The sequence below is a fragment of the Bradyrhizobium sp. USDA 4452 genome (genome assembly GCF_054063575.1).
Window position 1 is genome coordinate 7,173,793 of record NZ_JBSSGK010000001.1, and the last position, 23,932, is coordinate 7,197,724.

The following is a 23,932-nucleotide window of genomic DNA, read 5'->3' on the forward strand; positions in this document are numbered from 1 at the left end:
TGTGAGGGCGTTGTCATGATGATGCGTGTTGCCACCTTCGCGCAATCGGAGCAGATGATATCAAGCGCGTTGCGCGTGCAGTCGGTGATGGCCAACGAGCAGGTCCAGGAGTCCTCCGGGCTGCAATCCGAGGATTTCGGCGGCTACGGTTCCGGCGCCGGGCGCGCGTGATCAATCTGCAGGTCTCGGTAACGCGCGCCCAGTCCTATATCGATGCCGGCAATCTCGCCGACAACAAGGTGCAGGCGATGTATTCGGCGGTTGGTTCGGTGACCGATATCATCACGCAGCTGCGGACCCAGCTCAGCGCCGCCACGACCGGCAGCAGCACGGCGACGGCATCGGTGATCAACTATGCCCAGCAGGCGATCTCGCAGATGCAGGGGCTGCTCAATACTCAGTATGACGGCGAATACGTCTTCAGCGGCGCCCGCACCGACACCGCGCCCGTTGATCTGTCGAGCTACGACACCGGCACGGGCTCGCTGACGACATCGGACACCAGCTACTACAAGGGCGACAGCGAGATCGCGTCGGTACGTGTTTCGGATAGCCAGTCGGTTTCCTACGGCGTCACCGCCGACAATCCTGCCTTCGAGCAGGTCCTGCGGCTGCTGAAATACGTCGGCAACAGCACGACGTTGTCGTCGAGCGTTATCTCGCAGGCGCTCAACCTCGCCAGCACTGCGCTGGATGCAACGTCGACGGTGCAGGCAAAGCTCTCGACCGCGGCATCGCAGATCGAGACCGCCAGCACGGACCAGAGCGACTACCAGAATTTCGCCAAGACCCTGTCGACCAACCTGACCGGCGTCGACGTCGCGGCGGTGACGGCGCAGCTCTCGACCTATCAGGCGCAGCTGACGGCGTCCTATTCGGCGATCGCCAAGATCCAGAGCATGAACCTGGCGAGCTACCTGCGATAGCAGGCCGTCGCCGGCGTCATCGGTTCAGGATCTTCAGCCAGACATCGCCGAGGATGATCGGCTCGCGCGGAGCGAGCCAGGTGAGGCCTGCGGCCTTGCCAAGCTCGGCGATGGCGCCTTTGGCCTGCAGGTCGGACAGCACCTTGTTGACGGCCTCCAGGAGTGCCTTGTCGGTCTCGAGCGCAACGTAACCGCGGTTGGCGCCGATCGGATAGTAATAGCCGGAGGCGGTGATCCTGGTGTCGGGATGAGCAGCGCGGTAGGCGTCGAACCGGCGCAGGTCGAGCAGGGTGGCGTCGAATTCACCGCGCTCCAGCTCTCCCAACAGGTCGCTGCGCCCGGGGACGAGGTGGGTGATGTCTTCGATCAGCTTTCCCTTGTCGAAGGTCATCAGGATGGCGTCGCCCAGCGTGCCGCTTTCGATCGCGAGGCGCAGGCCGGCGAGATCGCCGATGTCGGCGATCTTGCGGTCCTTGAGGCGCTCTTTGGCCTTGGGGCCGAGCACGACGGTCATCGGCGAATAGATATAGGGCTGGCTTGGCGCCAGCACCCCGATCGGGATCCGCCGGCGGCGGTCGTCGCGGGTGGCACCGTCGAAGTCCGGCAGCTTGGCCGTCGCGACGCCCGGGGCCTTCAGGGAGTCCGAGGTGAGCGCGTATCCGCCGACCAGCGCGCACCGTCCGTCCGACAGCAGCGCGTTGGCTTCCAGCGCGGGGCTCGAATCCTCGTCGAGCTTGCTCTCGAACCATTGGATCTTGAGCGGCCGCCCGAGCCGCTCGGCGATCACTTGCGCGAGCGCGACATCGAAGCCGGCATCCGGCTTGCCGCGAAGATGCGCCGACAACGGGGGCAGATCCTCATCGAGGCATACTTTGAGCGGCGCGTCGGCGGCCTGCGCCGCCGCAATGGCGAGAAGCCAAGCCGTCGCCGCGCCCGCTACCAGGGCTCTCATTGGCTCCTCCGGCTCGACAGGAAGGCCCAGACGTCGGCGATCTCCTGCTCGCTCAGGATGTCGGCCCAGGGTGGCATCTTGCCGTTCTTGCCTTGCTTCACGGTGGTCACGAAGCGGGTCTTGTCGCCGGGAAACGCGCGCAGGTCCGGCGTGATGGTGCCGGAGTTGACCATATTGGGCCCATGGCAATGCGAGCAGTTCTTGGCGTAGGTGACCTTGCCCTGGTCGGTCTGACCCTCAAGGTCGATTGCACTGGCTTGCTGTGCGGCTGCCGGGATCAACGTGATCAAGGTTGCCGCGACGGCGGCGAAGATCGCCGCCGTCAACAGGGTTACTCGTTCAGTCACGTGTGCTCCGCGCTCAGTTCTTGACCGCGAACACCCACAGCGAGCCGCCGGGTGGGACCTTGGCGAGCCGCTCGTCGCCCGAGAACAGCGAATAGACGCCGCCATAGCCCGAGGTGACGGCAACATATTGCACGCCGTCCTGCTGCCAGGTTACCGGTTGTCCTTCGATGCCCGAGCCGGTCTGGAACTGCCAGAGCTTCTTGCCGTTGTCGGCGTCGAACGCCTCGAACTCGCCGGTCAACTGACCGGAGAACACCACGCCGCCGGCCGTGGAGAGCACGCCGGAGAAGCGCGGAATATCGCTCGGCGCTTCCCACTTCGCCTTGCCGGTCATCGGATCGATCGCCTTGAGATGGCCGCGCGGTCCGGTGCCCCATTCCCAGGGATCGGTGAGGTCCATGCCGAGATACCACTCGCCCTGCTTGAACGTCACCGGTTCGGCCTTGTACTTGCCGCCGAAGGCGAGCGTGTTGGCGTAGGCGAGGCCGGTCTGCGGATTGAACGACATCGGCTCCCAGTTCTTGCCGCCGAGGATCGACGGGTAGACCGTGACCTTCTTGCCGTCACGCGCATCCTTGGCAACGTCGGTCTCGATCGGGCGTCCGGTCTTCAGGTCCACTCCGGTGGCCCAGTTGACGTTGACATAGGGATTGGCCGCGAGCAGCTTGCCGTTGGTGCGGTCGAGCACGTAGAAGAAGCCGTTTCGGTTGGCGTCCATCAGCACCTTGGTCGGCTTGCCCTCGACATTCATGTCGGCGAGCACCATCTCGGCCACCGAGTCATAGTCGAACGGATTGTTCGGCGAGAACTGGTAGTGCCATTTGATCTTGCCGGTCTTCGGATCGAGCGCGAGCACCGAGCAGGTGTAGAGGTTGTCGCCAGGACGCACCGCGGAGTTGAACGGTCCGGGATTGCCGATGCCCCAATACACCGTGTTCAGTTCGGCATCGTAGGAGCCGGTGATCCAGGTCGATCCGCCGCCCAGTTTCCAGGTGTCGCCCTTCCAGGTGTCGCCACCGGGCTCGTCGGGAGTGGGGATCGAGTAGGTACGCCAGAGCTTCTTGCCGGTTGCCGGATCCCAGCCGTCGATGAAGCCGCGGGTGCCGAATTCGGCGCCGGAGATGCCGGTGATCACCACGCCGTCGGCGACCAGCGGCGCCACCGTCATCGAGTAGCCTTCTTTGATGTCCGCAGCCTTTTCGCGCCACAGCTCCTTGCCGGTCTTGGCATCGAGCGCGATCACATTGGCATCGAGGGTGGTGCGGAACAGCTTGCCGTCATACAAGGCCGCGCCGCGATTGATGATGCCGCAGCAGACGATACGCGGCGTCTCGGCGGGATACTCGACCTTCGTCTTCCAGATCTGCTTGCCGGTCTTGGCGTCGATCGCAATCGTGGCGTTGTGCGTGGTGACGTAAAGGACGCCCTGGTAGACGAGCGGCTGCGATTCCTCGCTGCGGTCGTCGTTCAAGCTGTAATTCCAGACCGGGACCAGATTCTTGACGGTGTCCTTGTTGATCTGGTTCAGCGTCGAAAAGCGCTGAAGGTTGTAACCCATTCCATAATTGAGAACGTTCGATGTATCGGTCGCACCCTTGACCAACTGCTCGTTGGTCTGAGCGCTTGCACCATACGATGCAAGAATCACGAGGCTTGCGGCCAGCGCAATGCGTCTCATCATATCCTCCCAATGAACCTTTTTCCGCACGCCTATTCCTGACGTTGCGGACGGAACCATCCCCCTGAAACCAAAACGGGTCAATACGAAAACGTGAACGAACCCCATCGGCCTCGAGAGGCCGGTCGAAAGCCTCAGGTTTTCGCTGATGCGTCCGTAGCTTACCGTCGCGTGGCATACGCAACGCCATGGGCGACCCGCCGCTATGCCGCAGCGCGAACGGTTCGATCAGCTCGATGGCGCGCGCGCACAGGCACTCGGACGTGGCCTGGTGCCCCGCTTGTCCGGCGGCACGTTGCAATTGTCGATGCGCTGCTCATCGGTCCATTTGCGTCCGAGCCGCTCCTTGCCGGTGAGCGTGCGCTGCTGGGTAACCTCCGCCGATGGGGCGGGGGCCCCGTCCTGCGCGGACACGGGCGCGGTCAGACCGAGCGCAACGAGGCAGCCCAACGTGGTCCTGCAAACATGGCTCATGGTCACCTCGCGCGTTCTGGTGCATTGCGATCGGCACGGCGCCACAGATGATCCGTGAGGCCATCCGTTTCCACCCGAAACCCGACAGGCTATCGCCGCTCAGACCAACTGTAGGAACTGCGCCGAAGCTGCTATGGTGGGCTTCGAAGGACCTGCTCCGTAACCTCGGCGGAGCCGCACTGAAGGGAGACCAGTGATGATTTCGCGCCGCTCGCTTGCCTTGACCTTGGCCATGGCCGTCCTGTCAGGTCCCGCCTTGGCGGCATCGGGCGGACGCGGCGCGCTCAAGATGCTCGATCCCGACAATGACGGCACGGTCGACCTTGCCGAGGCCAAGAAAGCTGCCGCCGATCTGTTCGCAAAGCTCGATCCCGATCACGACGGCACGCTCGATGTGCGCGAACTGCGCGGACGGCTGACTGCGAAAGAGCTCAAGATGGCGGATCCGGATCACGACGGCACCCTGACGCTCGACGAATATCTCGCGGTGGTCGAGCAGCGGTTCAAGGCCGCCGATCCCGACAATGACGGGACGCTGGATGCGAAGGAGTTGAAGTCGCGCGCCGGCCGGGCGCTGCTGCGCCTGCTCAAATAGGTCCGTGCCTGTGGGCTGTGCTGCGCGGACTCCGGCGACGGGCGCCGGATTCCGCGCACAACAAAAAAAGTTGCGATTTCGCTCTTGGGCAAGACGCCGTCGGCACGATCGGGTCTGCTTATCGGTGCGTCGCCGCCCGGCAGGCGGAAAATGCCTGACAGAACAGTGTCGGGGTTTCCCAGTCGTATCAAAGCCGGGCGGACGTCAGCGAGCCGTCGTCCGTTTCGGCATGTCCAGCAGCGAAGTCGGTCCTTACCCGGCCGGCTTGCAGCCTGGAACAGCCAGCCCTAGCTTGCCGTGCGGCGCGACACTTGCGCCAACTCATACTTGGGAGAAGGAAATGGCCTGGAAAACACCGAAGATCGTCGAAGTGCCGGTCGGCATGGAAATCAACATGTACGCCTGCGCAGCGCGCAAGTAATCCGAGACAATAACGCGAGGCAGCCTGCCCGGCCCGAGCAGCTTGCTGCATCGAGCCGCGGCAGGCGTCTTTCGCGGCCGCGATGCTGCCGCGCGAATTTCCCGCAGGTCCCTCCCACGACAGGTTGAGATCGAGACCACCGGCACGATTGGCGGGCCGTCCTGCTTTGGCCTACAGTGCGGCTTAAGGCGGTGGTCCGGGGACGATGAGTTTCGAAATCAGGCGAGGGCGTTGGGTGGGCGTGCTGGGCGCGGCGATTGCCGGCGCCGCGGCCGTGCTGCCGCTCGGTGCCTACGCCGAGGGCTTTGATACCGAGCACATCTTCGGCTTCATGATCGGCTCCGATGTGGGCGACGTCGGCGAGCGGGAATTTCAGAGCCAGACCACCGGACGCTTCGCCAAGGATGGCGGCCGCTATCGTGCGCTCAATCAGGAGATGGAGCTCGAGCTCGTTCCGGCGCCGAACTTTCGTGTCGAGCTCGGCACGTCCTTCGGCGCTTACGATATCAATCGCGTTCCGGGCTTTGACGATCGCCGCCAGTTGTCGTGGCAAAGCGTGTCGGTCGATTTTCGTTATCGCTTTCTCAATCGTGAGGCGACGCCCTTCGGCATGACGGTCGCGCTGGAGACGCGCGCCGGCCGCGTCGATGAAACGACGGCTGCGGCAGTCCGCAGCTACGGCACCGAGCTCACGGTGGCGTTCGACCGCGAGGTGATTCCGAATCTGGCTGTGGCGGCCCTGAACGTCAGCTATGAGCCGGAATGGACGCGGATGCCGCGCACCGGTACCGCAGAGCAGGATGCCACGATCGGTATCGCGTTTGGCCTGATGGCCAAGGTGCGGCCGGATATCCTGATCGGGGGCGAAGCGCGCTATTTCAGGAAGTATGACGGGATCGGCCTGGATGAACTGTCCGGGCAGGCGCTGTTCATCGGTCCCACCGCCTATTTCCAGCTCTCGGAGCGTTCGCGCCTGACTGCGACCTGGAGCGTGCAGGCCTGGGGGCAGCGGGCCGGCAGCAATGCCGCCGTCGACCTGGTCAATTTCGAGCGCCACCAGGCGCGGCTGGTGTACGGTCTGAATTTCTAGAACCGGGTTCCCAGCGCCTTTCACGGGCCTGTGAAACTCAGGCCTGGCTGATTACGTATTCCCTCGTGTTATCTATTTCGTGAGCACGCTTAGGGATCGCGCATGAATCCGATTGATCTGATCGTCACCGTATGTGCCGTGCTGTCGCCGGCCACCTGCGAGGAGCAGCATCTGGTGTTCAACTGGAATGGTTCGCTGCAGCAATGCGCCATGGCCGCACCGCCCTACATCGCGCAATGGGTCGGCGAGCATCCGAAATGGACCGCGGTGCGATGGCGCTGCGAATATCCGCACGCCAACGATCGCGCCGGTGCGGACGGCAAGCCGACGGTGGGCTAGCTGCTATTTGCTGCAATCCTTCAGGTCCTTGTCGGATACCGAAAACACGGCGTCGGCCTTGATCTCGATATCGCGAACCAAGCACTGCCGGGCGCCGCTGTAGCCGACCTTGGCATCGTAGCGGCCGGGCTCTACGCCGGTGATGCGCAGGCGCTCGTCGTGGTCGACTTCCTTATCCTTGTCGTTGAGCGTCTGGTTCGGACCCCACTCGTTCTTGCCCGCCGGCGACAGCTCGAAGCTTGAAATCGTGGCGCTGGTCAGATTCCACAGCCGGATGCCCTTGCCCTTGCCTTGGGCGAGCACTGTGGCCGGCAGCACAAGCAACGCAACACCTACAGCAACCAACGCACGCGGCATCCAACCTCTCCCTTACGCTTTCGTCCAAGGATGACGGCGTCTCACATATTTGCAAGGTCCAACTGTGAAAGCTGACGCTTGATTTCGCCGATCTCCGGCTCGCTGCGCGTCGCGCGCGGCGCGGCGATGGTCTCGACGTGAAGGATTCGGGCCGGTCGCGGCGACAGGAAGAAAATGCGGTCGCCGAGGCGGACTGCGTCGTCGAGATCGTGGGTGACCAGCAGCGTCATCATCTTCCGGCTGGCGACCAGCGTGGCGACCTGGTCGCGTAACCGTCCCGCGAGGGCATTGTCGAGCGAGGCCAGCGGCTCGTCGAGAATCAGGAAATCCGGCTCGATCGCAAAGGCGCGGGCGAGCGCGACGCGGCGCGCCAGGCCGAGCGACAACTCGCCGGGAAAATGGTTGCGATGTGCGCTCAAGTCGAGCACCTCGAACAGCGCCGACAGCGTGCCGTCATCGGCGTCAGGTGCGGCGATCCGCACATTCTCCTCCACAGTGCGCCAGGGCAACAGCCGCGGCTCCTGGAACACCATGCCAAGGCGCATGCCGGGCGAGCGTGTGACGTGGCCCTGATAGTTGCCATCGAGCCCGGCGAGGATCCTAAGCAGGGTGCTCTTGCCGCAACCCGACGGACCGAACAGCACGCCAACCTCGCCGGCGTTGAGCGTGAAGGTGACGTTGTCGAGCACGTCGTGCCGCTTTCCGGCCGCGCTTGCAAAGCTCTTTCCTGTAATCTTGACCTCAAGCTGCACGGAGCCGCCACCGCGTTAGCCTGGTTTCAAACGGCTGCACCATCAAGGTCTCGATGACGAGCACGACCCCGGCAAAGCTCAGCGAGTAGGCGAGCAGCAGCGGGATGTCGAACAGCTGGAAGGCGACGCCGATCTCGAAGCCGACGCCGTTGGGCCGGCCGAGATATTCGGCGACCAGCACGATCTTCCAGACCAGCGACAGCCCGGAGCGCGCGGCGGCCGCGATGTAGGGCGCAAGCTGCGGCAGGACCACATGCCGGAAGGCGCGGCCGCGTGGCAAGGCAAACGCGGTTGCCATCTCGTCGAGCGCAGGGTCGAGCGCGCGGGCGCCCTCGCGCAAGGTGACGACGGCGGTCGGCAGCTTGTTGATGGCGATGGCCGCGATCGCAGCGACCTCGGTCAGCCCGGCCCAGATATAGGCCAGCACGATGACGACCAGCGCCGGCAGATTGAGCAGCAGGATCAGCCAGGGGTCGCCAAGGCGGTTGGCGAGCGACACGCGGCCCATCAGATAACCGATCGCCGAGCCGAGCGCCATGGCGAGGGTGAAGGCCAGCGCGACGCGCGCCAGCGTCGCGCCGAGATTGACGAACAGCGCACCCGATCGCGCTTCGGCCACGAGCACCGACAGCACCACCGGCGGTGCCGGCAGCTTCGCATCGCCGATCAGGAGCGAGGCGATCCACCAGGTCGCGATGAACAGCACGAAAGACAGGAGGCGCAACACCGCTAGTCTCCCGGGATCGCTTGATAGAACGTGCCGGGATCGAGCTCGGTCGCGGTGCCGACGAGATCGCGGCCGCCGAGCTGGGCCAGCACCCGATAAAGCACGCGTGCATCCGCCTCTTCGTCGGCGATCGGACGGCGCGGGATGCCCTCGCGGTAGCGGTCGCGATAGGCGTGCAGCGTTGCCGCATCCTGCGCGCCGGTCAGCGGCGCGATCGTGTCCCATTCGGCATCCGAGGTCGCCAGAATCTCCTTCGCGGCACGCGTCACGGCGATGAAGCGGGCCACCAGATCCTTGTTGGCGTTGGCCCAGGCCTCGTCGAACACATAGCCGATCATCGCGATGCGGCCCTTGCTGCCGAGCTTTTGCAGGATCTCTTCCATGCCGGCGAGCCGGCGAAAGCCTTTGGCCTCCAGCGCAGCGCAGAAATTCCAGTAGTTGAGCGTCGCGTCCATCTCGCCGCCGAGGGCCTTGGCGGCGAGCAGCGGCGGCGCGCCATAGACGATGGTCGCCTGCGACTTCAGGTCGACGCCGTCCCGCTTCAATGCGGCCTGCAGCAGCAGCCAGTTCTTGTCGATCGCGCCGCCGGCAACGGCAAGCTTGCGCCCCTTGAGATCGGCGAGCGTCTTGAGCGGCGAGGCGGTCGGCACCATCACGGCGCCGAGCGCGCTCGAATAGGGATAGAACTGCAGCCTGGCGCCGAGCGAACGTTCGCGCGACACCCAGGGCCAGTCCGACACCATCACGTCGGCCGAGCCGGAGCGCAACGCGATCTTGCCGGCCTCGGGGCTGGCCAGCTCGACGATATCGATCGACAGGTTGGCCTTCTTGTCGAGACCATGGGAGCGGATGACGGCCAGTTCCCAAGCCAGCGTTCCGGTCTTCTGCGCTGCAACGCGGATGGTCTCCGCGTTGCACGAGGTGCCGAACTGCATGACCGCCAGAATTGCCGCAGCCAACACCGTGCGTACAGAGATGATCATCGTTTGTTGAGCCACTTCCCCGAATGTTTTCTTTTCTGATCAACACCCATAGCATAGCTTGCGGCAAGAGAAGAGGAAGCACGACCATGGCAGGAGCTGGCATGCTACGACCGATTGTCGCCGTCCTGGTGCTTGGCGGGACGGCCATCGGCGTGCGGGCCCAGGAGACCAACGACTATCCGACCTCGGCGCGGGCTGAATATGTATTCGGCTGCATGAAGGCCAACGGCGAATCCCGGCAGTCGATCGAACAATGTTCCTGCTCGATCGACGTGGTCGCCTCGATCATCCCCTATGATCGCTACGTCACCGCCGAAACCGTGCTGAGCATGTCCCAGGTGCGCGGCAATCTGGGTGGCCAGTTCCGCTCGTCCGAGCAGGCGGCGAACGCTCTCAGCGACCTCAGACGGGCGCAGGCCGAGGCCGAAGTGAGGTGCTTCTAACCCCTATCGTGCGGCGCGAACGCGTCAGGTCCCGGGATTCTCGACCTTCCATTCGTGGTCGAAGACGTGGCCGTCAGTGTCCTTGGCCTCGGCGCGGACGTGCTTGGCCCCATTCGAAACGTAGGTGAAGCGGATGTTGGGGTCCTCTGAAATCGAGATTCCGCCTTCCATCGTGAGCACCGGACTGTCGTCCTGCCAGATGTGCAGCTCATTGATGAAGAAGGCCGGGATATAGAGCTGCGTGACCTGGTCCATCTGCAGGCCCGAATTGTTCGGGTGCCCGATCATGATCTGGGCCTCCCGCGTGCTCGTCGCCGGCCCCTGTTCGGACGTCGTGAATTGCCGGTAGCGCATCTGGCCGAGCCGGTTCTTCGCTTCCTCGACATTCTTGCCGGCCGGCGCGGAGCAGCCGCCGGATGCTTTCACATACACCTTGCTGACATAGAGTTTGCCGTCGCTGAGCTCTGCGACGGCGTGCACATTGGTGTAGTTGTTGACACGGACGCGGGTCGAGATCTCGGTGACGTTGGCGTCCGGCCCCAGCGTGAACTTCGCGGCCATCGGCGCCGGGTTCTCGTCGATCACAAGCGTGATGGCGACGACGCGGCGGCTGTCGCCTGGCTGCAGCTTGGTGCGCAACGTCACCGGAACGATTGCCGCGTCTTCCGCGCGCGCCGGCATCTCGATGCCGATGACATCGTTGCCGTCATTCATTGGACGATTGCTGAAGATGTCCTGGACGAGGCCCGGCCAGGGATCATAGCTCTCGGCTGCCGGCGCAGCCGGTATCCCCAGCGCGATCGCGAGCAGGCTGGCGATGCAAAGCAGGCGGGCGCGAGGTCCAGTCATGTTCGCGAGATCCTATGCAGCCGCGTCACTATAGGACGAACAGCTACTCCCATTCAATTTCCGAGAATGCTGCAGTTGCGTTGCGCGCGTTGTAATCGTCGAACAATTGCCAGCGTGACCGCTCGGCCGCCGCGGCGTGCGCCGCCGCAGCCGTGATCGGTTTGCCGCCTGCAATCAGCGCGCGGACGTCCGCGGCAAGCGTCTGAAGATAACGCCGCTCGTCGGCCAGCGCTGCAGGCCACGCACTCACGGGTCCGTGACCGGGAACCACGCGCTCGGCGGGAATAGCCTGGAGGCCGTCGAGCGCGTGCAGCCAGCCCTTGAGGCTGCCGTCGATCGCCGGAATATGGTCGAGGAACACCAGATCGCCGGCGAACAGGGTGCCGGTGCGTTCATCGAACACCGTGAGGTCGTTGTCGCTGTGCGCGGGTGGCCATGCCTTCAAGGTGAGGGTCCGTCCGCCGAGGTCGAGCTTCAGCGTGTCCGCGACCAGCACGGTCGGCGGAATGATCTTTACTTCGTCGATCAACGCATCGCCCATGGTCCGGCGAAAGCCGTCGAGATAGAATTGCCCGCGTGCCGCGAGCGCTTGCGGCAGGGCCTTGTGGCCGACGAAGCTGGTCTCGTTGGCCACGAAGGCCGCGTTGCCGAAGCTATGGTCCGGATGCGCGTGGGTGTTGATGACGTAGCGGATCGGCTTGTCGCTATGGCTGCGCACCGCGGCGAGCAATTGCCGCCCTTCGCGGGCGCTGCCGCCGGTGTCGATGACGGCAATGGCGCTGTCGCCGACCACGAAGCCGACATTGGCGATGGCGCCTTCGTTGTCGCGTGTCATCAAGGAGGTCGCCCCGATGTGAACGAATATTCCGGGGGCGACTTCGCTCACAGGCAATTCCGCCTGTTGAGCCCGCGCTATGGTCGGCGCCCAAAGCATCAGGAGCAGCGCAAGCACCGAACCGCCATGAGCCATGTTTCCGCCTCAGTTTCTCCGGGACGCGCGATCGATGTCGCCGCGCTCCCGTTTGCGCTGCAACAAGCAACGCGGCACCGTCGCGATCATTATCCCTGTTGCACGTCATGGTGCGTCGGGCAATTGGTGGATGGCGGCAATCTGCCCGATCAAGAGGAGATCGCGTAATGAGAGTTATCGGATGCCGTCCTGTTCTGCTCGCGCTTGCCGGCTTCATCGTCTGTCTCGCCGACCGCGACGTCGCACGTGCGCAGGTCAACGAGCAGGGCGAACTCTCCATCGAGCTGGTCGATCCCAAGGTGCTGCGCATCTGCGCCGATCCGCGCAACCTGCCGTTCTCGAATGACAAGGGCGAGGGCTTTGAAAACAAGATCGGCGAGCTGTTCGCCGAGAAGCTGCAGAAGAGGCTCGATTACATGTATTTCCCGCAGGCGACGGGCTTCGTGCGGGTCACGCTCGGCTCGCATCGCTGCGACGTGATCATGGGCTTTCCACAAGGTGACGACCTCGCGCAGGGGACCAATCCGTATTACCGCACGGCCTATGCAATCGTCGCCAAGCGGGGCAGTGGATTGGATGAGGTCACGACGCTCGAGGATGAGCGGCTGAAGGGCAAGCATATCGGCATCGTCGCCGGAACGCCGCCGGCGACGAACATGGCCATCAACGGCCTGATGACCAATGCGAAGCCTTATCCGCTGATGATCGACACGCGCTACGATTCCTCGGCCGAGGCGATGATGAACGACCTCGAAAAGGGCGAGATCGACGCCGGCATCCTGTGGGGGCCGATGGCCGGTTTCTACGCCAAGCGGGCGAACCCGCCGCTGCATGTCACGCCGCTGCTCAAGGAGACCACAGGACCCAAGCTGGTCTATCGCATCGGCATGGGCGTGCGGGCGTCCGACCAGAACTGGAAGCGACAGCTCAATCGCCTGATCCAGGAGAACCAGCCGGCGATCAACAAGATCCTGCTCGACTTCGGCGTTCCGCTGCTCGACGAGAACGACCGTCCGATCGGGCCGGAGACCGCGACCAAATCGCCATGACCAGGCTCGCGGCCATGCTTGCGGTGATATTGCTCGCCGCTTCGCCTGTCTGCGCGCAGGACCACCCTGCAGAGCCCGACGGTTACCGAACCGAGGATTATCGCGCGCCAGTGCCGATCACGCTTGCCGGTGCGCGGGTGCTCGCGACCGCGGAAGCGGAAGCGATCTGGCGGGACAAGTCCGGCGCCTTCGTCGACGTGCTGCCGCGCGCGCCGAAGCCCAATCTGCCGGCCGGCACGGTATGGCGCGAGCGGCCGCATCGCGACATTCCTGGCAGCATCTGGCTGCCCGACACCGGCTACGGCAAGCTCGCCGCATCGACCGAGGACTATCTGCGACGCGGGCTGGCCCGCGCCTCCGGCGACGATCAGACCCGGTTGCTGGTGATCTACTGCCAGGAGAATTGCTGGATGTCGTGGAACGCGGCCAAGCGCGTGCTGTCGTACGGCTACCGCAATGTGGCGTGGTATCCGGAAGGAACCGACGGGTGGGAACGCGCCAATCTGCCGCTGGCGGATGCGGAGCCCGAGCCGCGCGAGGGCGAGCGGTGAGCCCGTCCTCACACGGCTGCGAAGCGCTCCAGCGAACTACTTCTGCTTGTCGAGCTTGTTGATGGTCTTGCCGTCGCCGTCCGCGGTGGTGAACGTTACCTTGTCACCAGCGTGAAGCTCCTCCCGCGACTGTCCCTTGGGCACCTTGTATTCCTGAATCGCGCCGCCGGCAGCGCCAACGGTGCCGCTCTGCGTCTGCTGGATCGAGATGGTTCCACTCAGTCGGTCAATCTTGGTGACCATTCCCGACATGGATTGCTGGGCCAAAGCCGCTGTGGTGATCAGGCTCGCGGCGGCGAGGCTGGTCATGACGATCTTGGCTGCTCTCATCGAGGTCTCCCAACTTCAGATATAGTTGGAGACAACGAGCGGGCGGGGCAATTTGTTCCGGCGGCCTGTTGATGATCGCCGGGACGATCAGCCGCAGACCTAATCCAGCTCCTGCTGGATGGTGCGGCTCAACGCGAACAGCCGCTGGTCGATGATGGTCGGGACCTCGCAGACGAATTTCACCACGCGTCCGCGGTCCTCGAATATCCGGGTCTCCCAGACCAGCTGATTGCCGAGCTCGTCGACCTTGGCCTGGTCCGGCGGCGTGGCGTCCTGCAGCGCTTGCAGCTTGATCGTGTCGTCGCGGATCTTTTCCGCGGCCTCGCGCTGCTTGCGCATCACGCGCTCCAGCCCGTTCATGATCGAGGCCCGCTGGCCGTTGAGCGTATCGAACAGCCCGGCGAACAGCAGCTTTCCCGCATTGGCCTTGTCGGCTGCGGCGGCCGACAGGAACTCGGTGATCTCCTTCTGTGCATCCTCAAGCGGAACGCGGCGCGCCGCGAGCTTAGTCGCAAGTTGGCTGATCTTCGGATTGTCCCGCCATTTGGTCTCGGCATCGCCGAGCGGCGGCCCGGCCCAGACCGCGGCGAGCGAGATCTCGGGTACCTTGGCTTGTTGGCAGGGCCAGTCCGGGTAACGCGGGTCGGCGGCGAACGCGACCTGGTTCGACACAACCATCGCAAGCAGCGCGCCGAGGGCTGGCCGAAAGCCCGTCATGCCTCGCCTCCGCCGGGTCCGCGGCGCACCAGACCGCGCGACGGATCGTAGGCCAGGATCGCGCCGATCATGAACACCACCGTGCAGCCGCCGACCACCGCAAGCGAAACCCAGTTCATCTTGCCGTACAGCGCAAACCGGATCAGCTCCACCGCATGCGTGAACGGATTGCACTGGCAAACATAATACAGCATCGGGCTGCCTTCCTGCACGCGCCAGAGCGGGTAGAGGGCTGACGATGCGAAGAACATCGGGAAGATGACAAAGTTCATCACCCCGGCAAAATTCTCCAGCTGCTTGATGCTGGCTGAGATCAGCATGCCCAGTGCGCCGAGCATCAGGCCCGACAGCACCAGCGCTGGCAGCACGGTGAGGTAGCCGATGGTCGGCGGCGTGATGTCCCAGAACCATGCAATCAGCAGGAAGGCGTAGACCTGCAGCAGCGACACCGCAGTACCGGCGAGCAACTTGCAGAACAGCAGATAGCCGCGCGGCAGCGGGCTGACCAGCAGCGTGCGCATGTTGCCCATCTCGCGGTCATAGACCATCGACAGCGACGATTGCATGCCGTTGAATAGCTGGATCATCGCCATCAGGCCGGGCGCGATATAGACCTCGTAGAGGATGTAGGTCTCATAGGGCGGGATGATCGAGATGCCGAGCACCTGACGGAAGCCCGCCGCGAAGATGAACAGCCAGACCAGCGGCCTGACCAGCGCCGAGACGAAGCGCTCGCGCTGGTGCAGGAAGCGCAGCGCCTCGCGCCAGACGATGCCGTTCAGGCAGACGATGTATTCCGACACCGAGAAGCCGCTTCGCTCAGGCGTGACCGTCGTGCTGCTCATGTTGGCAGTTTTCCGGTGAGGGTTGCTGTTCCGGTCAGGCGCATGAAGGCGGTGTTGACGTCCTGGGCGCCGGCGTCGGCGATCACGCGCGACATCGGCCCGTGCGCCAGCATCCGGCCCTGATGCAGCACGACGAGGTCGTCGCCAGGCATGATCTCGTCGAACAGATGCGTCGCCCAGAGCACGCCGATGCCCTGTTCGGCAACGAGTTGCCGGACATGATCGAGAATGTCGGCGCGCGCCCTGACGTCGAGGCCGACGGTGGCCTCGTCGAGCAGCAGCAGCCTGGGACGGTGCAGCAGCGCGCGGGCGATCTCGAGCCGCCGCATCTGGCCGCCCGAGAGGTCGCGCACCTTGCTGGCCGCGCGGTCGGCGAGCCCGATGCGGCCGAGCACCTCGGCGCTGCGCAGCCGCGCCTCGCGCCGCGAGATGCCGTGCAACGCGGCGTGATAGAGCAGGTTCTGCGTCAGCGACAGATCGAGGTCGAGCGTGCGTGGCTGGAACACGACACCCATCAATCGCAGCGCCTCGCCCGGCGTCCGGCTGATGTCATGCCCGAAGATCTTGATCTGGCCGTTCTGGATGCCGAACAGTCGCGTCACCAGCGAAAACAATGTGCTCTTGCCGGCGCCATTGAGACCTAGCAACGCGGTGAAGCTCGCAGGCTCAACCGTGAAATTGACGTCGATCAGGGCGCGCCGCGGGCCGTAGCTGTGGCTGAGATTGCCGATCGACAGCGCCGGCTGCACGACCGCTACGGGGCTTGCATCCGGCGAGGGCTGGCTCGCGATATGGGCGTCGGTTGCGGTCATGGCTGCGCGATCGTGATCCCCCAGGGCAGTTCGCCGACCTGAATGGTCTTGATCACCTTCTGGGATGCGACGTCGATCACCGAGACATCGTTGGAGACGCCGTTGGTGACCATCAGATATTTCTCGTCCGGGGTGAAATCCATGTGCCAGACGCGCTGGCCGACGAGGAGATATTTGAGCACCTTGTGGGTCGTGCCGTCGACCACCGCGACGCGGTTGGCAGGGCCGAGCGCAACGAACGCGGTCTTGCCGTCCTTGGTCATGCCGATGCCGACGGGCTGGATCGCCTCGTTGCGCAGCCCCGGGATGTCGAAGGTGATCTTGCCGGTCACCTCGCGCTTGACCGGATCGATGATCGACACCGTGCCACCGATCTCGGAAGAGACCCACAGTTCGGAGCCGTCGCGCTTGAACTGGGCAAAGCGCGGCCGTGAATCGACCAGCACATTGGCGACGATCTGGCGCGTCGTGGTGTCGATGAAATGCGCCATGTTGGTGGTTTCGGACGTGTTGATCAGGATCTTGCCGTCCGGGCTGATCGTCATGCCCTCGGGCTCGACGCCGACCTGGATGTCGCCGAGCCGGGCGCGCTTCTCCAGATCGATCACGGTGACCGTGTTGTCGTTCTCGTTGGCGACATACATGGTCTTGCCGGCGGCATCCTGGGTGAACAATTCTGGGTCGGGGCCGGAGGGCAGGGTGTCGACGATCTCCTGGGTCTTGGTATCGATCACCTGGATCGTGTCGTCGTCGCCGACAGCGACCATCACGAACTTGCCGTCGCGCGAGAACTCGATGCCGCGCGGCCGCTGGCCGACCTTGATGGTTTTGGTCACCGTCCAGCTGTTGGTGTCGATCACCGTGACGGTGTTGCCTTTCTCGTTGGAGACGTAGGCAACGAAGGCGGACGCCGGTGTCGCGGCAAGCCAAACGAGCATCCCGGTCAACAGGCAGCGGCGCCACATGTGCTTCATCTCCCTCACTGCAGCTTGCACTTCGTTTCAGGCCGGTCAACTCCGAGGGTGTCGAGCTCGGAGACCTGATGCAGGAAACCTTCCTGCGGCGAGACCGAAACGACCATACGACCATCGGCCAGCAGGATCGGCTGGCGAAGCTGCAGATTCCAGTCTCGCAGGGTCAATCGCGTGCCCTTGAAGGCGGCGATCGAGAAATTCTTGCCCTTGAGGAAGGCGATGACCTTCCCGGGATCCCCCGAATTGGTGCGGGACGTGGCTTCCCCGATCATGCGCGCAGCGGTCCAGGCCTGCATGTCGAGCGCCGTCATGCGGCGCATGTTCAGCTTGACGAAGCGGTTCTGGATCTGGACCGCGCCCCATTGATCATGCGCGGCGTCCCAGCTGGTCGGCACCAGGCCGGCCGAGCCCGCCACAGGGCGCGGGTCCCAGGTCCGGTAAGGCAGGTAGTTCGCGAACACCTGGCTCTCGTCGGCGGCGACCAGCACGTCATAGGCCGGCGCCTGCTGCGTGAATACTGGCATCTGTCGCTGGATCAGCGTCACGCCAGAGTCGGTGCGGCGCGCGCCGCCGGTGTCCTCGAATGTCCGTTCCTGAACGATCTTGGCGCCGAAGCGCGTGGCGGCGCGGCGCAGCGCGTCGGCGTAGAGCTTGTCCTGATCGTGCGAGCCGGTCACCAGCAGCCAGCGCTTCCATTGCTTCCACACCAGGTATTGGCCCAGCGCGTCCGCCAGCATCGAGCGGGTCGGTGCGACATGGATGATATTGGCGCGGCAGTCCTGCTCGCGCAGCCGATCGTCGATCGCGCCCGCATTGAGCAGCACGGTGCCGCGGTCGCGCAGCGCGTCGGCGACCTTGAGCAGGGCATCGGCGGGGAGGTCGGTGATGATATAATCGTTGCGGCCGGCGAGATCGGTCGCGACCTTGGCGACATCGTCGTTGTCCTTGACCTTCACGTCGTCCAGCACGAAGCGCTGGTTGAGGAATTTCCCGGTCGTGTTGTTGTCTTCGATCGCAAGGCGCGCACCGGCGATGCCGTCATTGTCGGCCGGTTGCTCGACCAGCGAGAGCGTCGATTTGACCCCGACATGGCCGAGATAGCCGATATGGATCTCGACGGGATCAGCCGCCAGCGCTCCGGTCGCTACCATGCTGAGCGCGATCGTGCCGATCAGCCGTCGGAACATAACTCCTCCCGCAGTCATTCTTCATCGAGCATGGCGTTGTCGGGCCATGCGTTGACATGCAAGATGCCGGAATTAGCCTGGCTTGCAACCCCGCTTTTTGTCGTTGCGAGATTACAAATTCGACTGGTTCACAATCATGAGATCAGTGCTCGCCTTCGTCATCTCTTTGCTGCTGATGTCTGCGCTGGCACACGCCGAACCGCCCAAGCTCGCGGTGTTCGACCTCGAGATGATCGACACCAGCCTTCAAGGGGAGGTGGACGGACCGCGGGCCGACGAACAGGCGCGACTGCTCCGGACCGGCAATCAGGTGCGCAAGGAGCTTGCAGATTCCGGCAAGTTCCGCGTGCTCGATATCGCGCCCGTCAATGCTGCGGCGCACGGCAGCAATCTTCAGGCCTGCGGTGGCTGCGACGTCAAGCTGGCCGGCGAGCTCGGCGCCGATCTCGTGATGACCGGCGTGGTGCAGAAGGTCTCCAACCTGATCCTCAACATCAATCTCTACCTGCGCGATGTGCATAGCGGGCAGTTGGTGGCGGCGGCGAGCGCCGATATGCGCGGCAACACCGACGAATCCTGGTCGCGCGCCACCGACTACCTCGTGCGCAACCGCCTTCTCGCGCCGAATTACGGCGTGCCGCAGGCACGATGAGCGGCGGGTGCCCGGATGATTTCGGAATATTAGAATAATAACCCTGAGTTGCCTGACGTGTCAACACTTCTGGTTGACCGCCGCCGGCTACTGTGCATGGGGTTGTTTTCGATATTTTGGTGTCATGCCGCCTTGGCACGGGAAAGCATCACGCATTCAGCCGCGCGGCGTGCCAGCGCAGATGATCGGCCATGAAGGTCGAGATGAAGTAATAGCTGTGGTCGTAGCCGGGTTGACGCCGCAGGGTCAGGGGAATGTTGGCCTTGTCGCAGGCGGCCTTCAGGAGCTCGGGCCGCAGCTGTTCGCTGAGGAATCCGTCGGCATCGCCGTAATCGACCAGCAGATCGGAAAAGCGCGCGCCATCTTCGATCAGCGCAACCGCATCATGCTTGCGCCAGGCCTGCTTGTTGCCGCCGAGATAGCCGCCCAGTGCCTTGTTGCCCCACGGCACCTGCGATGGCGCCACGATTGGCGCAAACGCGCTCGCCGCGCGATACCGATCGGGATGGCGCAGCGCCACCGTCAGCGCGCCATGGCCGCCCATGGAGTGACCGAGAATCGATTGCCGCGTCATATCGACCGGGAATTGCGCGGCGATCAGTTTTGGTAATTCCTCGGTGACATAGCTCCACATCCGGTAGTTGGTCGCGAACGGCTGCTCGGTCGCATCGACGTAGAAGCCGGCGCCGAGGCCAAAATCGTAGGAATTGGCGGGATCGCCGGGGACGCCTTCGCCGCGCGGGCTGGTGTCCGGAGCGACGAAGATCAGGCCAAGCTCGGCGCAGGCCTGGCGGAATTCACCTTTCTCGGTGACGTTGGCGTGCGTGCAGGTCAGGCCCGACAGATAGGTGACGACGGGCAGCTTGGCGCCGGCCGCATGGTCGGGGACGAATACCGAGAAGGTCATGTCCGTCTTGGTCTCGCGGCTTGGATGCCGATAAACGCCTTGCGTGCCGCCATGCGACTTGTTCTGGGAAACCGTCTGCATTGTTGTATTCCTCTGTATTGGAGTGCGACGTCAGGCGACGCCGCTCTCGATCGCGAGGCGCACCAGCTCTGCCGAGGTGCGTACGCCAAGCTTCTGGCGCATGATCGATGACGTGTTCGCGACCGTCTTGTATGACGAATGCACCAGCCAGGCGATCTCCGACAGGCTCTTGCCGGAACTGAGCAGGCGCAGGATCTCCATCTCGCGCGACGTGAGCCTGGAAAGCGGATTCTGCGCAAAGCCTGGCCGCGCGAAGGCGACATTGCGTGCGATCGCCGGCGGCAGATAGACGCCACCTTTGCCGACCTCGCGCACCGCCTCCACCAGATCGTTGGGATCGCCGGTCTTCGAGACGTAACCCTTGGCGCCGATGTCGATGGCGCGGGCGGCGAACACCGGGTCGTCGTTCATGCTGAACATGATGAGACGCGCGGATGCATCGTGCGTCAGGATGCGGCGCGCCAACTCGAAGCCGGACACGGTCGGCAAGTTGATGTCGATCACGCAGAGATCGGGCTTCTCCGCGACGAACGCTCGCTCGCCGCTCTCGGCATCCGCGGCTTCCAGCAGGGTGATCTCGGGATCGTCGGCGAACACGGTGCGACACCCGGAAGCAACGATGGGATGATCATCAACGATCAGAATGCGCATGGCGTTGTTCCGGCGACCTGCTTCGACGAGCTCATCGTCACATCGATTTGCACGAAGACACCTCGGTTCCGACCGCTTGTGCACCTCGCACGGGATTGCGATAGGGTGTGATTAGATAGCCGGGCAAATTTGGCTGTCAACGATCCTCTCGGAGGAGGGATCGCGGCGGGGGCAACGTCATGTGGCAAAAGCTATCCTTGCGCGCACGGATCAACCTGCTGCTGGCGCTGATTCTGGCGCTTGGGCTCGGCATCAATATTGCGCGCCTCGTGCTCGAAGCGGGGCCGCGCGTCCAGGCCGAGGACCAGAGCGTGATCCGGCTGGCGCGCGAGTTTGTCGCGACGATGGTGGCCGGTCTCGACGAAGCGCCCGATCCCGATGCGCGGCTCGATCAGATCGTGCAGGACCTGAGCCGACTGCGTCATGTCAGCATCACGCGGCATGATGACGCGACCGCAAGGTCCCCCGAGCGCCCGCAGGATACCAGTGAACCGCGCGCCGCGCCGGAGTGGTTCGTCGCACTCGTCCATCCCGAACAGACCTCGGTGCGGGTGCCGGTCTCGGTCCACGGCAAGCCGCAATCGCTTGTCATCACCTCGCATCCGGACGACGAAATCGCCGAGATCTGGGACGGCATCGTCACCCAGCTCGAGATCGGCTCTGCGATCGCGGTGGCGCTGCTGCTGGTCACCATGTTGGTGGTCGGCCGCGCACTTGCACCGCTGGAAGCGCTGTCGCAGGTCATGACCAGCATCGAGGCCGGGGACTACGATGCACGCGTCGAGCCCGGCGGATCGCCCGAATTGGCCGCGATCTGTGCCAAACTGAACCATCTCGCGACGACCCTTGGCGAGGCCGTGGACAGCAAGCGACAGCTCGCCGAGCGTGCGGTCTCGCTGCAGGATTCCGAACGCAAGGAGATCGCGCGCGAACTGCACGATGAGTTCGGGCCCTATCTGTTCGCGCTGCGCGCGCATGCCGGCGCGCTGACCCGGCTGTCGGAGGTCGAGAAGCCCGATCCCTCTGCACTGCGCAAGCACGGCAACGCAATCCTCGAGCAGGTCAACGCGCTCCAGCAGTTCACCCGCCGCATTCTGGAGCGACTGCGGCCGGTCGGTCTGGCCGAGCTCGGGCTTGCCGAAGCGCTCGGCGCGCTGGTGCGGATGTGGAGTGAGACGCATCCGGAGGTGGAGATCGAAAGCCGTATATCGGCTGATCTCGGCGAGACCGGCGAGATGGCCGATCTGACGATCTATCGCATCGTCCAGGAAGCGCTCACCAACGTGTTCCGCCACGCCGGCGCTACGGTAGTCGACATCACGATCGAGCCTGCGGAACGGCCGACCGGCCTCCGCGGCAGCCGCGGCTGCGCGCTGGTGCGGGTCCGCGACAACGGCCGCGGCCTGCTCAGGGATCACCGGCTCGGCCGCGGTTTGACCGGCATGCAGGAGCGGATCCTCGCGCTCGGAGGCGCGCTCAAGATCAATTCCAGCGATGACGGCGTGACGGTCGAGGCACTGGTGCCAACGGCCGCGCTGGTTTAGCGCGCGGTACGTGGCCAGTATGCGAAGACGGTCCATGCCAGCACGAGCGCGCCGGCGATCCAGAGCACGATGATCGCGATCAGGCCCGCTCGGCTGGTCGGGCGCTACAATAGAGCGTTGGCATTGGCGCGGCATTCGGTCATCACCTCGTCCGGAACAAGCGAGATCGCAAGCCAGATGCCGAGCGGCAGCAGCATCAGATCGTCGAGATAGCCGATGACCGGGATGAAATCCGGGATCAGGTCGATCGGCGACAGCGCATAGGCCGCGATGGCGACGGCGAGGGCCTTTGCGTACCACGGTACGCGCGGATCACGCGCCGCGAGATACAGCGCAACGCTGTCGCGCTTGAGGTTGCGCGCCCAGCCTTTGATCGAGGAAAGCTTGATGGCGGAGAGCATGGCGTGGCGCCTGCACGTCAGGCGAAGCGCTATTCCAGCACTACATCGACCGGCATGCCGCCGTGCAGGCCCTTGTGCACGGAGGAGGGCGCGATGCCAAAATACTTCCGGAATACGCGGCTGAAATGCGATGAACTCGAGAAGCCCCAGGAGAAAGCGACGTCCGTGATGGTCTTGCCGTTCTGGGATTCCAGCTCCTGCCGGCAGTTCTGCAGCCGGGCCTTCCAGATGTAGTCGCTGACCGTCATGCCGCGATCGCTGAACAGCATGTGCAGATAACGCTTCGAGCAGCCGAGCGCCGCGGAAATGCGGTCGATGCAGAGATCCGGATCGCGCAGATGCTCGCGGATGAAGCCCTGGGCCCGCACATAGGTCGCCTCGGCGCTGCCGCGGTCGAACATCGCGCCGGTCTCGCGCAGCGGCAGCAAGAGCAGGTCGATCAGCGCATCGGCCACGCCGACGGCATTGACCGGGGTCAGCGTCGGCGCCTCGCCGAACGCGGCATGGACGAAATCATAGGCGATGCGGCCGGTGCCGTTGCGTGCCGAGAGCTTGCATGGCGCCATCTTGGAGAGCTGGAAGCCGCGCTCCTTGAGCAGGTCCTTCGGAACGATAACAACCTCATGACGCGTCAGGGACGGGCTGATGATCGTATGCGGACACGACACGTCGTAGGCGAAGCAGTCGCCCGGCATGATGTCGAAGTGCAGACCGTCCTGCTCGAAATGCGAGACACCGTGCGTTTGGAACACGATCTTGATGTAGGGGTGTTCGCTGAGCCTGATGCGCGAGACGGTATGCGCGATGCGGTGCTGACTTGCCTCGATCTGGCACAGCTTCAATCGCGATACCGTCGTGAAATTGATCCGGCCCTCGAGCGAGGATCCCTCCAATGCATCGACGTCGAACTGACCGCAAAGGTCTGTGAGCGCGTCCGACCAGCGCTGGATCTGCCGTTTGGGTGTCAATCCGTTCGTGCTGAGTGAATGGACTGTGTCGGTCATCTTTCCAGCCACCGATTCGATCCCCAACGTGACTGCCCACCGCGCCTAATTCTGGTCCGGGATGATGCGCCTTCTCCCTGATTCTGAACAGTTTCGGGAGGCGGCGGGAATTCTTCCCGATCAAAGCCGGGGCGATCCTCCGACTTAGTTCTGGGCGCGTCAAGCGCAACCTTAGCACGCGTCAAGCTGGCGCTCGCATTGCGCCGGCTGCGATTGATGCTCTGCAACATGAAGCAAGCTTTTCCACCTGCTCGGGAGCGGCTGCAAAAATCTGACCTAGCTTCGCTTTTGAGCAAACGGCTCTTCTCTATTGGGCAAGTCAGC

General features: G+C 64.0%; 28 protein-coding genes and 2 pseudogenes. 10 read left to right on the forward strand and 20 right to left on the reverse strand.

Annotated elements, in window-relative coordinates; translation table 11 throughout:
* Positions 1-15: 15 nt before the first annotated feature.
* Positions 16-926, forward strand: a pseudogene (locus ACVISU_RS33650) (flagellin).
* Positions 927-942: 16 nt separating this feature from the next.
* On the opposite strand, the gene ACVISU_RS33655 reads toward ACVISU_RS33650, so the two are convergent.
* The 4 genes from ACVISU_RS33655 to ACVISU_RS33670 all read right to left on the reverse strand — a co-directional run bounded on the left by ACVISU_RS33655 (position 943) and on the right by ACVISU_RS33670 (position 4,377).
* Positions 943-1,878 (reverse strand): substrate-binding periplasmic protein, encoded by a 936-nt coding sequence (locus tag ACVISU_RS33655; protein WP_050405227.1) that lies wholly within the window; start codon positions 1,876-1,878, stop codon positions 943-945.
* Positions 1,875-2,168, reverse strand: a complete 294-nt coding sequence (locus tag ACVISU_RS33660) for a c-type cytochrome (protein ID WP_244522023.1) — start codon at positions 2,166-2,168, stop codon at positions 1,875-1,877. The genes ACVISU_RS33655 and ACVISU_RS33660 overlap by 4 nt, the downstream gene beginning before the upstream one ends.
* Positions 2,169-2,238: 70 nt before the next feature.
* Positions 2,239-3,903: a methanol/ethanol family PQQ-dependent dehydrogenase gene (locus tag ACVISU_RS33665; RefSeq protein WP_050405334.1), complete on the reverse strand. Its 1,665-nt coding sequence runs from the start codon at positions 3,901-3,903 to the stop codon at positions 2,239-2,241.
* A 228-nt stretch (positions 3,904-4,131) separates the two neighbouring features.
* The gene (locus tag ACVISU_RS33670; RefSeq protein WP_456709812.1) at positions 4,132-4,377 is read right to left on the reverse strand and encodes a hypothetical protein; all 246 of its coding nucleotides are present in this window, start codon (positions 4,375-4,377) and stop codon (positions 4,132-4,134) included.
* Positions 4,378-4,573: 196 nt separating this feature from the next.
* Here ACVISU_RS33670 and ACVISU_RS33675 point away from each other — a divergent pair, with 196 nt between their 5' ends.
* The 4 genes from ACVISU_RS33675 (at position 4,574) to ACVISU_RS33690 (ending at position 6,822) form a co-directional block, all read left to right on the forward strand.
* On the forward strand, positions 4,574-4,972 hold the full coding sequence (locus tag ACVISU_RS33675) for an EF-hand domain-containing protein (RefSeq protein WP_050405229.1): 399 nt from the start codon (positions 4,574-4,576) through the stop codon (positions 4,970-4,972).
* A 340-nt stretch (positions 4,973-5,312) separates the two neighbouring features.
* Positions 5,313-5,393 (forward strand): pyrroloquinoline quinone precursor peptide PqqA, encoded by an 81-nt coding sequence (pqqA, locus tag ACVISU_RS33680; protein WP_009031067.1) that lies wholly within the window; start codon positions 5,313-5,315, stop codon positions 5,391-5,393.
* Between the two features lie 241 nt (positions 5,394-5,634).
* A complete protein-coding gene (locus ACVISU_RS33685) occupies positions 5,635-6,483 on the forward strand; it encodes a hypothetical protein (protein WP_456710963.1) in 849 nt (282 codons plus the stop codon).
* A gap of 102 nt (positions 6,484-6,585) precedes the next feature.
* Positions 6,586-6,822 (forward strand): hypothetical protein, encoded by a 237-nt coding sequence (locus ACVISU_RS33690; RefSeq protein ID WP_456709813.1) that lies wholly within the window; start codon positions 6,586-6,588, stop codon positions 6,820-6,822.
* 3 nt (positions 6,823-6,825) lie between these two features.
* On the opposite strand, the gene ACVISU_RS33695 is transcribed toward ACVISU_RS33690, so the two are convergent.
* The 4 genes from ACVISU_RS33695 to ACVISU_RS33710 are packed head-to-tail and all read right to left on the reverse strand — an operon-like array spanning position 6,826 to position 9,593.
* A complete protein-coding gene (locus ACVISU_RS33695; RefSeq protein ID WP_456709814.1) occupies positions 6,826-7,179 on the reverse strand; it encodes a hypothetical protein in 354 nt (117 codons plus the stop codon).
* A gap of 41 nt (positions 7,180-7,220) precedes the next feature.
* On the reverse strand, positions 7,221-7,931 hold the full coding sequence (locus tag ACVISU_RS33700; protein ID WP_456709815.1) for an ABC transporter ATP-binding protein: 711 nt from the start codon (positions 7,929-7,931) through the stop codon (positions 7,221-7,223).
* A complete protein-coding gene (locus ACVISU_RS33705; protein WP_456709816.1) occupies positions 7,921-8,658 on the reverse strand; it encodes an ABC transporter permease in 738 nt (245 codons plus the stop codon). Before ACVISU_RS33705 ends, ACVISU_RS33700 begins: the two co-directional genes overlap by 11 nt.
* Positions 8,659-8,660: 2 nt before the next feature.
* On the reverse strand, positions 8,661-9,593 hold the full coding sequence (locus tag ACVISU_RS33710; RefSeq protein WP_456710964.1) for an ABC transporter substrate-binding protein: 933 nt from the start codon (positions 9,591-9,593) through the stop codon (positions 8,661-8,663).
* A gap of 149 nt (positions 9,594-9,742) precedes the next feature.
* On the opposite strand from ACVISU_RS33710, the gene ACVISU_RS33715 reads away from it, so the two are divergent.
* Positions 9,743-10,084 carry a hypothetical protein gene (locus tag ACVISU_RS33715; RefSeq protein WP_430641560.1) on the forward strand — a complete coding sequence of 114 codons (342 nt, stop codon included), beginning with the start codon at positions 9,743-9,745 and terminating at the stop codon, positions 10,082-10,084.
* A gap of 24 nt (positions 10,085-10,108) precedes the next feature.
* Here the strand turns inward: ACVISU_RS33715 and ACVISU_RS33720 are convergent, their stop codons facing one another.
* Entirely contained in the window at positions 10,109-10,933 is an 825-nt protein-coding gene (locus ACVISU_RS33720) for a quinoprotein dehydrogenase-associated SoxYZ-like carrier (RefSeq protein WP_456709817.1), read from the reverse strand.
* A gap of 43 nt (positions 10,934-10,976) precedes the next feature.
* The gene (locus ACVISU_RS33725) at positions 10,977-11,867 is read right to left on the reverse strand and encodes a quinoprotein relay system zinc metallohydrolase 2 (RefSeq protein ID WP_456710965.1); all 891 of its coding nucleotides are present in this window, start codon (positions 11,865-11,867) and stop codon (positions 10,977-10,979) included.
* A gap of 203 nt (positions 11,868-12,070) precedes the next feature.
* On the opposite strand from ACVISU_RS33725, the gene ACVISU_RS33730 reads away from it, so the two are divergent.
* Together ACVISU_RS33730 and ACVISU_RS33735 are read left to right on the forward strand one after the other, a co-directional pair.
* Positions 12,071-12,952 carry a substrate-binding domain-containing protein gene (locus ACVISU_RS33730; RefSeq protein ID WP_456709818.1) on the forward strand — a complete coding sequence of 294 codons (882 nt, stop codon included), beginning with the start codon at positions 12,071-12,073 and terminating at the stop codon, positions 12,950-12,952.
* The gene (locus tag ACVISU_RS33735; protein WP_050405239.1) at positions 12,949-13,503 is read left to right on the forward strand and encodes a PQQ-dependent catabolism-associated CXXCW motif protein; all 555 of its coding nucleotides are present in this window, start codon (positions 12,949-12,951) and stop codon (positions 13,501-13,503) included. Before ACVISU_RS33730 ends, ACVISU_RS33735 begins: the two co-directional genes overlap by 4 nt.
* A gap of 36 nt (positions 13,504-13,539) precedes the next feature.
* On the opposite strand, the gene ACVISU_RS33740 is transcribed toward ACVISU_RS33735, so the two are convergent.
* The 6 genes from ACVISU_RS33740 to ACVISU_RS33765 all read right to left on the reverse strand — a co-directional run bounded on the left by ACVISU_RS33740 (position 13,540) and on the right by ACVISU_RS33765 (position 18,368).
* Positions 13,540-13,833, reverse strand: coding sequence for a copper-binding protein (locus ACVISU_RS33740; protein ID WP_456709819.1), 294 nt, complete (start codon positions 13,831-13,833; stop codon positions 13,540-13,542).
* Between the two features lie 99 nt (positions 13,834-13,932).
* Complete coding sequence (locus ACVISU_RS33745; RefSeq protein ID WP_456709820.1) at positions 13,933-14,550, reverse strand: hypothetical protein; 618 nt, start codon at positions 14,548-14,550, stop codon at positions 13,933-13,935.
* On the reverse strand, positions 14,547-15,395 hold the full coding sequence (locus ACVISU_RS33750; RefSeq protein WP_050405241.1) for an ABC transporter permease: 849 nt from the start codon (positions 15,393-15,395) through the stop codon (positions 14,547-14,549). The genes ACVISU_RS33745 and ACVISU_RS33750 overlap by 4 nt, the downstream gene beginning before the upstream one ends.
* Positions 15,392-16,207, reverse strand: coding sequence for an ABC transporter ATP-binding protein (locus tag ACVISU_RS33755; protein WP_456709821.1), 816 nt, complete (start codon positions 16,205-16,207; stop codon positions 15,392-15,394). The genes ACVISU_RS33750 and ACVISU_RS33755 overlap by 4 nt, the downstream gene beginning before the upstream one ends.
* A complete protein-coding gene (locus ACVISU_RS33760; protein ID WP_050405242.1) occupies positions 16,204-17,181 on the reverse strand; it encodes a YVTN family beta-propeller repeat protein in 978 nt (325 codons plus the stop codon). Before ACVISU_RS33760 ends, ACVISU_RS33755 begins: the two co-directional genes overlap by 4 nt.
* Before the next feature lie 5 nt (positions 17,182-17,186).
* Positions 17,187-18,368 carry an ABC transporter substrate-binding protein gene (locus ACVISU_RS33765; RefSeq protein ID WP_456709822.1) on the reverse strand — a complete coding sequence of 394 codons (1,182 nt, stop codon included), beginning with the start codon at positions 18,366-18,368 and terminating at the stop codon, positions 17,187-17,189.
* Between the two features lie 136 nt (positions 18,369-18,504).
* Between ACVISU_RS33765 and ACVISU_RS33770 the strand changes: the two genes are divergently transcribed.
* The gene (locus ACVISU_RS33770) at positions 18,505-19,020 is read left to right on the forward strand and encodes a DUF3280 domain-containing protein (protein WP_456709823.1); all 516 of its coding nucleotides are present in this window, start codon (positions 18,505-18,507) and stop codon (positions 19,018-19,020) included.
* A gap of 148 nt (positions 19,021-19,168) precedes the next feature.
* Here ACVISU_RS33770 and fghA read toward each other — a convergent pair whose 3' ends face one another.
* Positions 19,169-20,008 carry an S-formylglutathione hydrolase gene (fghA, locus tag ACVISU_RS33775; RefSeq protein WP_456709824.1) on the reverse strand — a complete coding sequence of 280 codons (840 nt, stop codon included), beginning with the start codon at positions 20,006-20,008 and terminating at the stop codon, positions 19,169-19,171.
* Positions 20,009-20,038: 30 nt separating this feature from the next.
* Complete coding sequence (locus ACVISU_RS33780) at positions 20,039-20,659, reverse strand: response regulator transcription factor (RefSeq protein WP_050405245.1); 621 nt, start codon at positions 20,657-20,659, stop codon at positions 20,039-20,041.
* Between the two features lie 179 nt (positions 20,660-20,838).
* Here ACVISU_RS33780 and ACVISU_RS33785 point away from each other — a divergent pair, with 179 nt between their 5' ends.
* Positions 20,839-22,203 (forward strand): histidine kinase, encoded by a 1,365-nt coding sequence (locus ACVISU_RS33785; RefSeq protein WP_456709825.1) that lies wholly within the window; start codon positions 20,839-20,841, stop codon positions 22,201-22,203.
* Here the strand turns inward: ACVISU_RS33785 and ACVISU_RS33790 are convergent.
* Together ACVISU_RS33790 and ACVISU_RS33795 are read right to left on the reverse strand one after the other, a co-directional pair.
* Positions 22,200-22,604 (reverse strand): annotated as a pseudogene (locus tag ACVISU_RS33790) (YkvA family protein). The gene ACVISU_RS33785 and the pseudogene ACVISU_RS33790 overlap by 4 nt on opposite strands.
* 29 nt (positions 22,605-22,633) lie before the next feature.
* The gene (locus ACVISU_RS33795) at positions 22,634-23,608 is read right to left on the reverse strand and encodes a helix-turn-helix domain-containing protein (RefSeq protein ID WP_223968955.1); all 975 of its coding nucleotides are present in this window, start codon (positions 23,606-23,608) and stop codon (positions 22,634-22,636) included.
* Between the last annotated feature and the right edge of the window lie 324 nt (positions 23,609-23,932).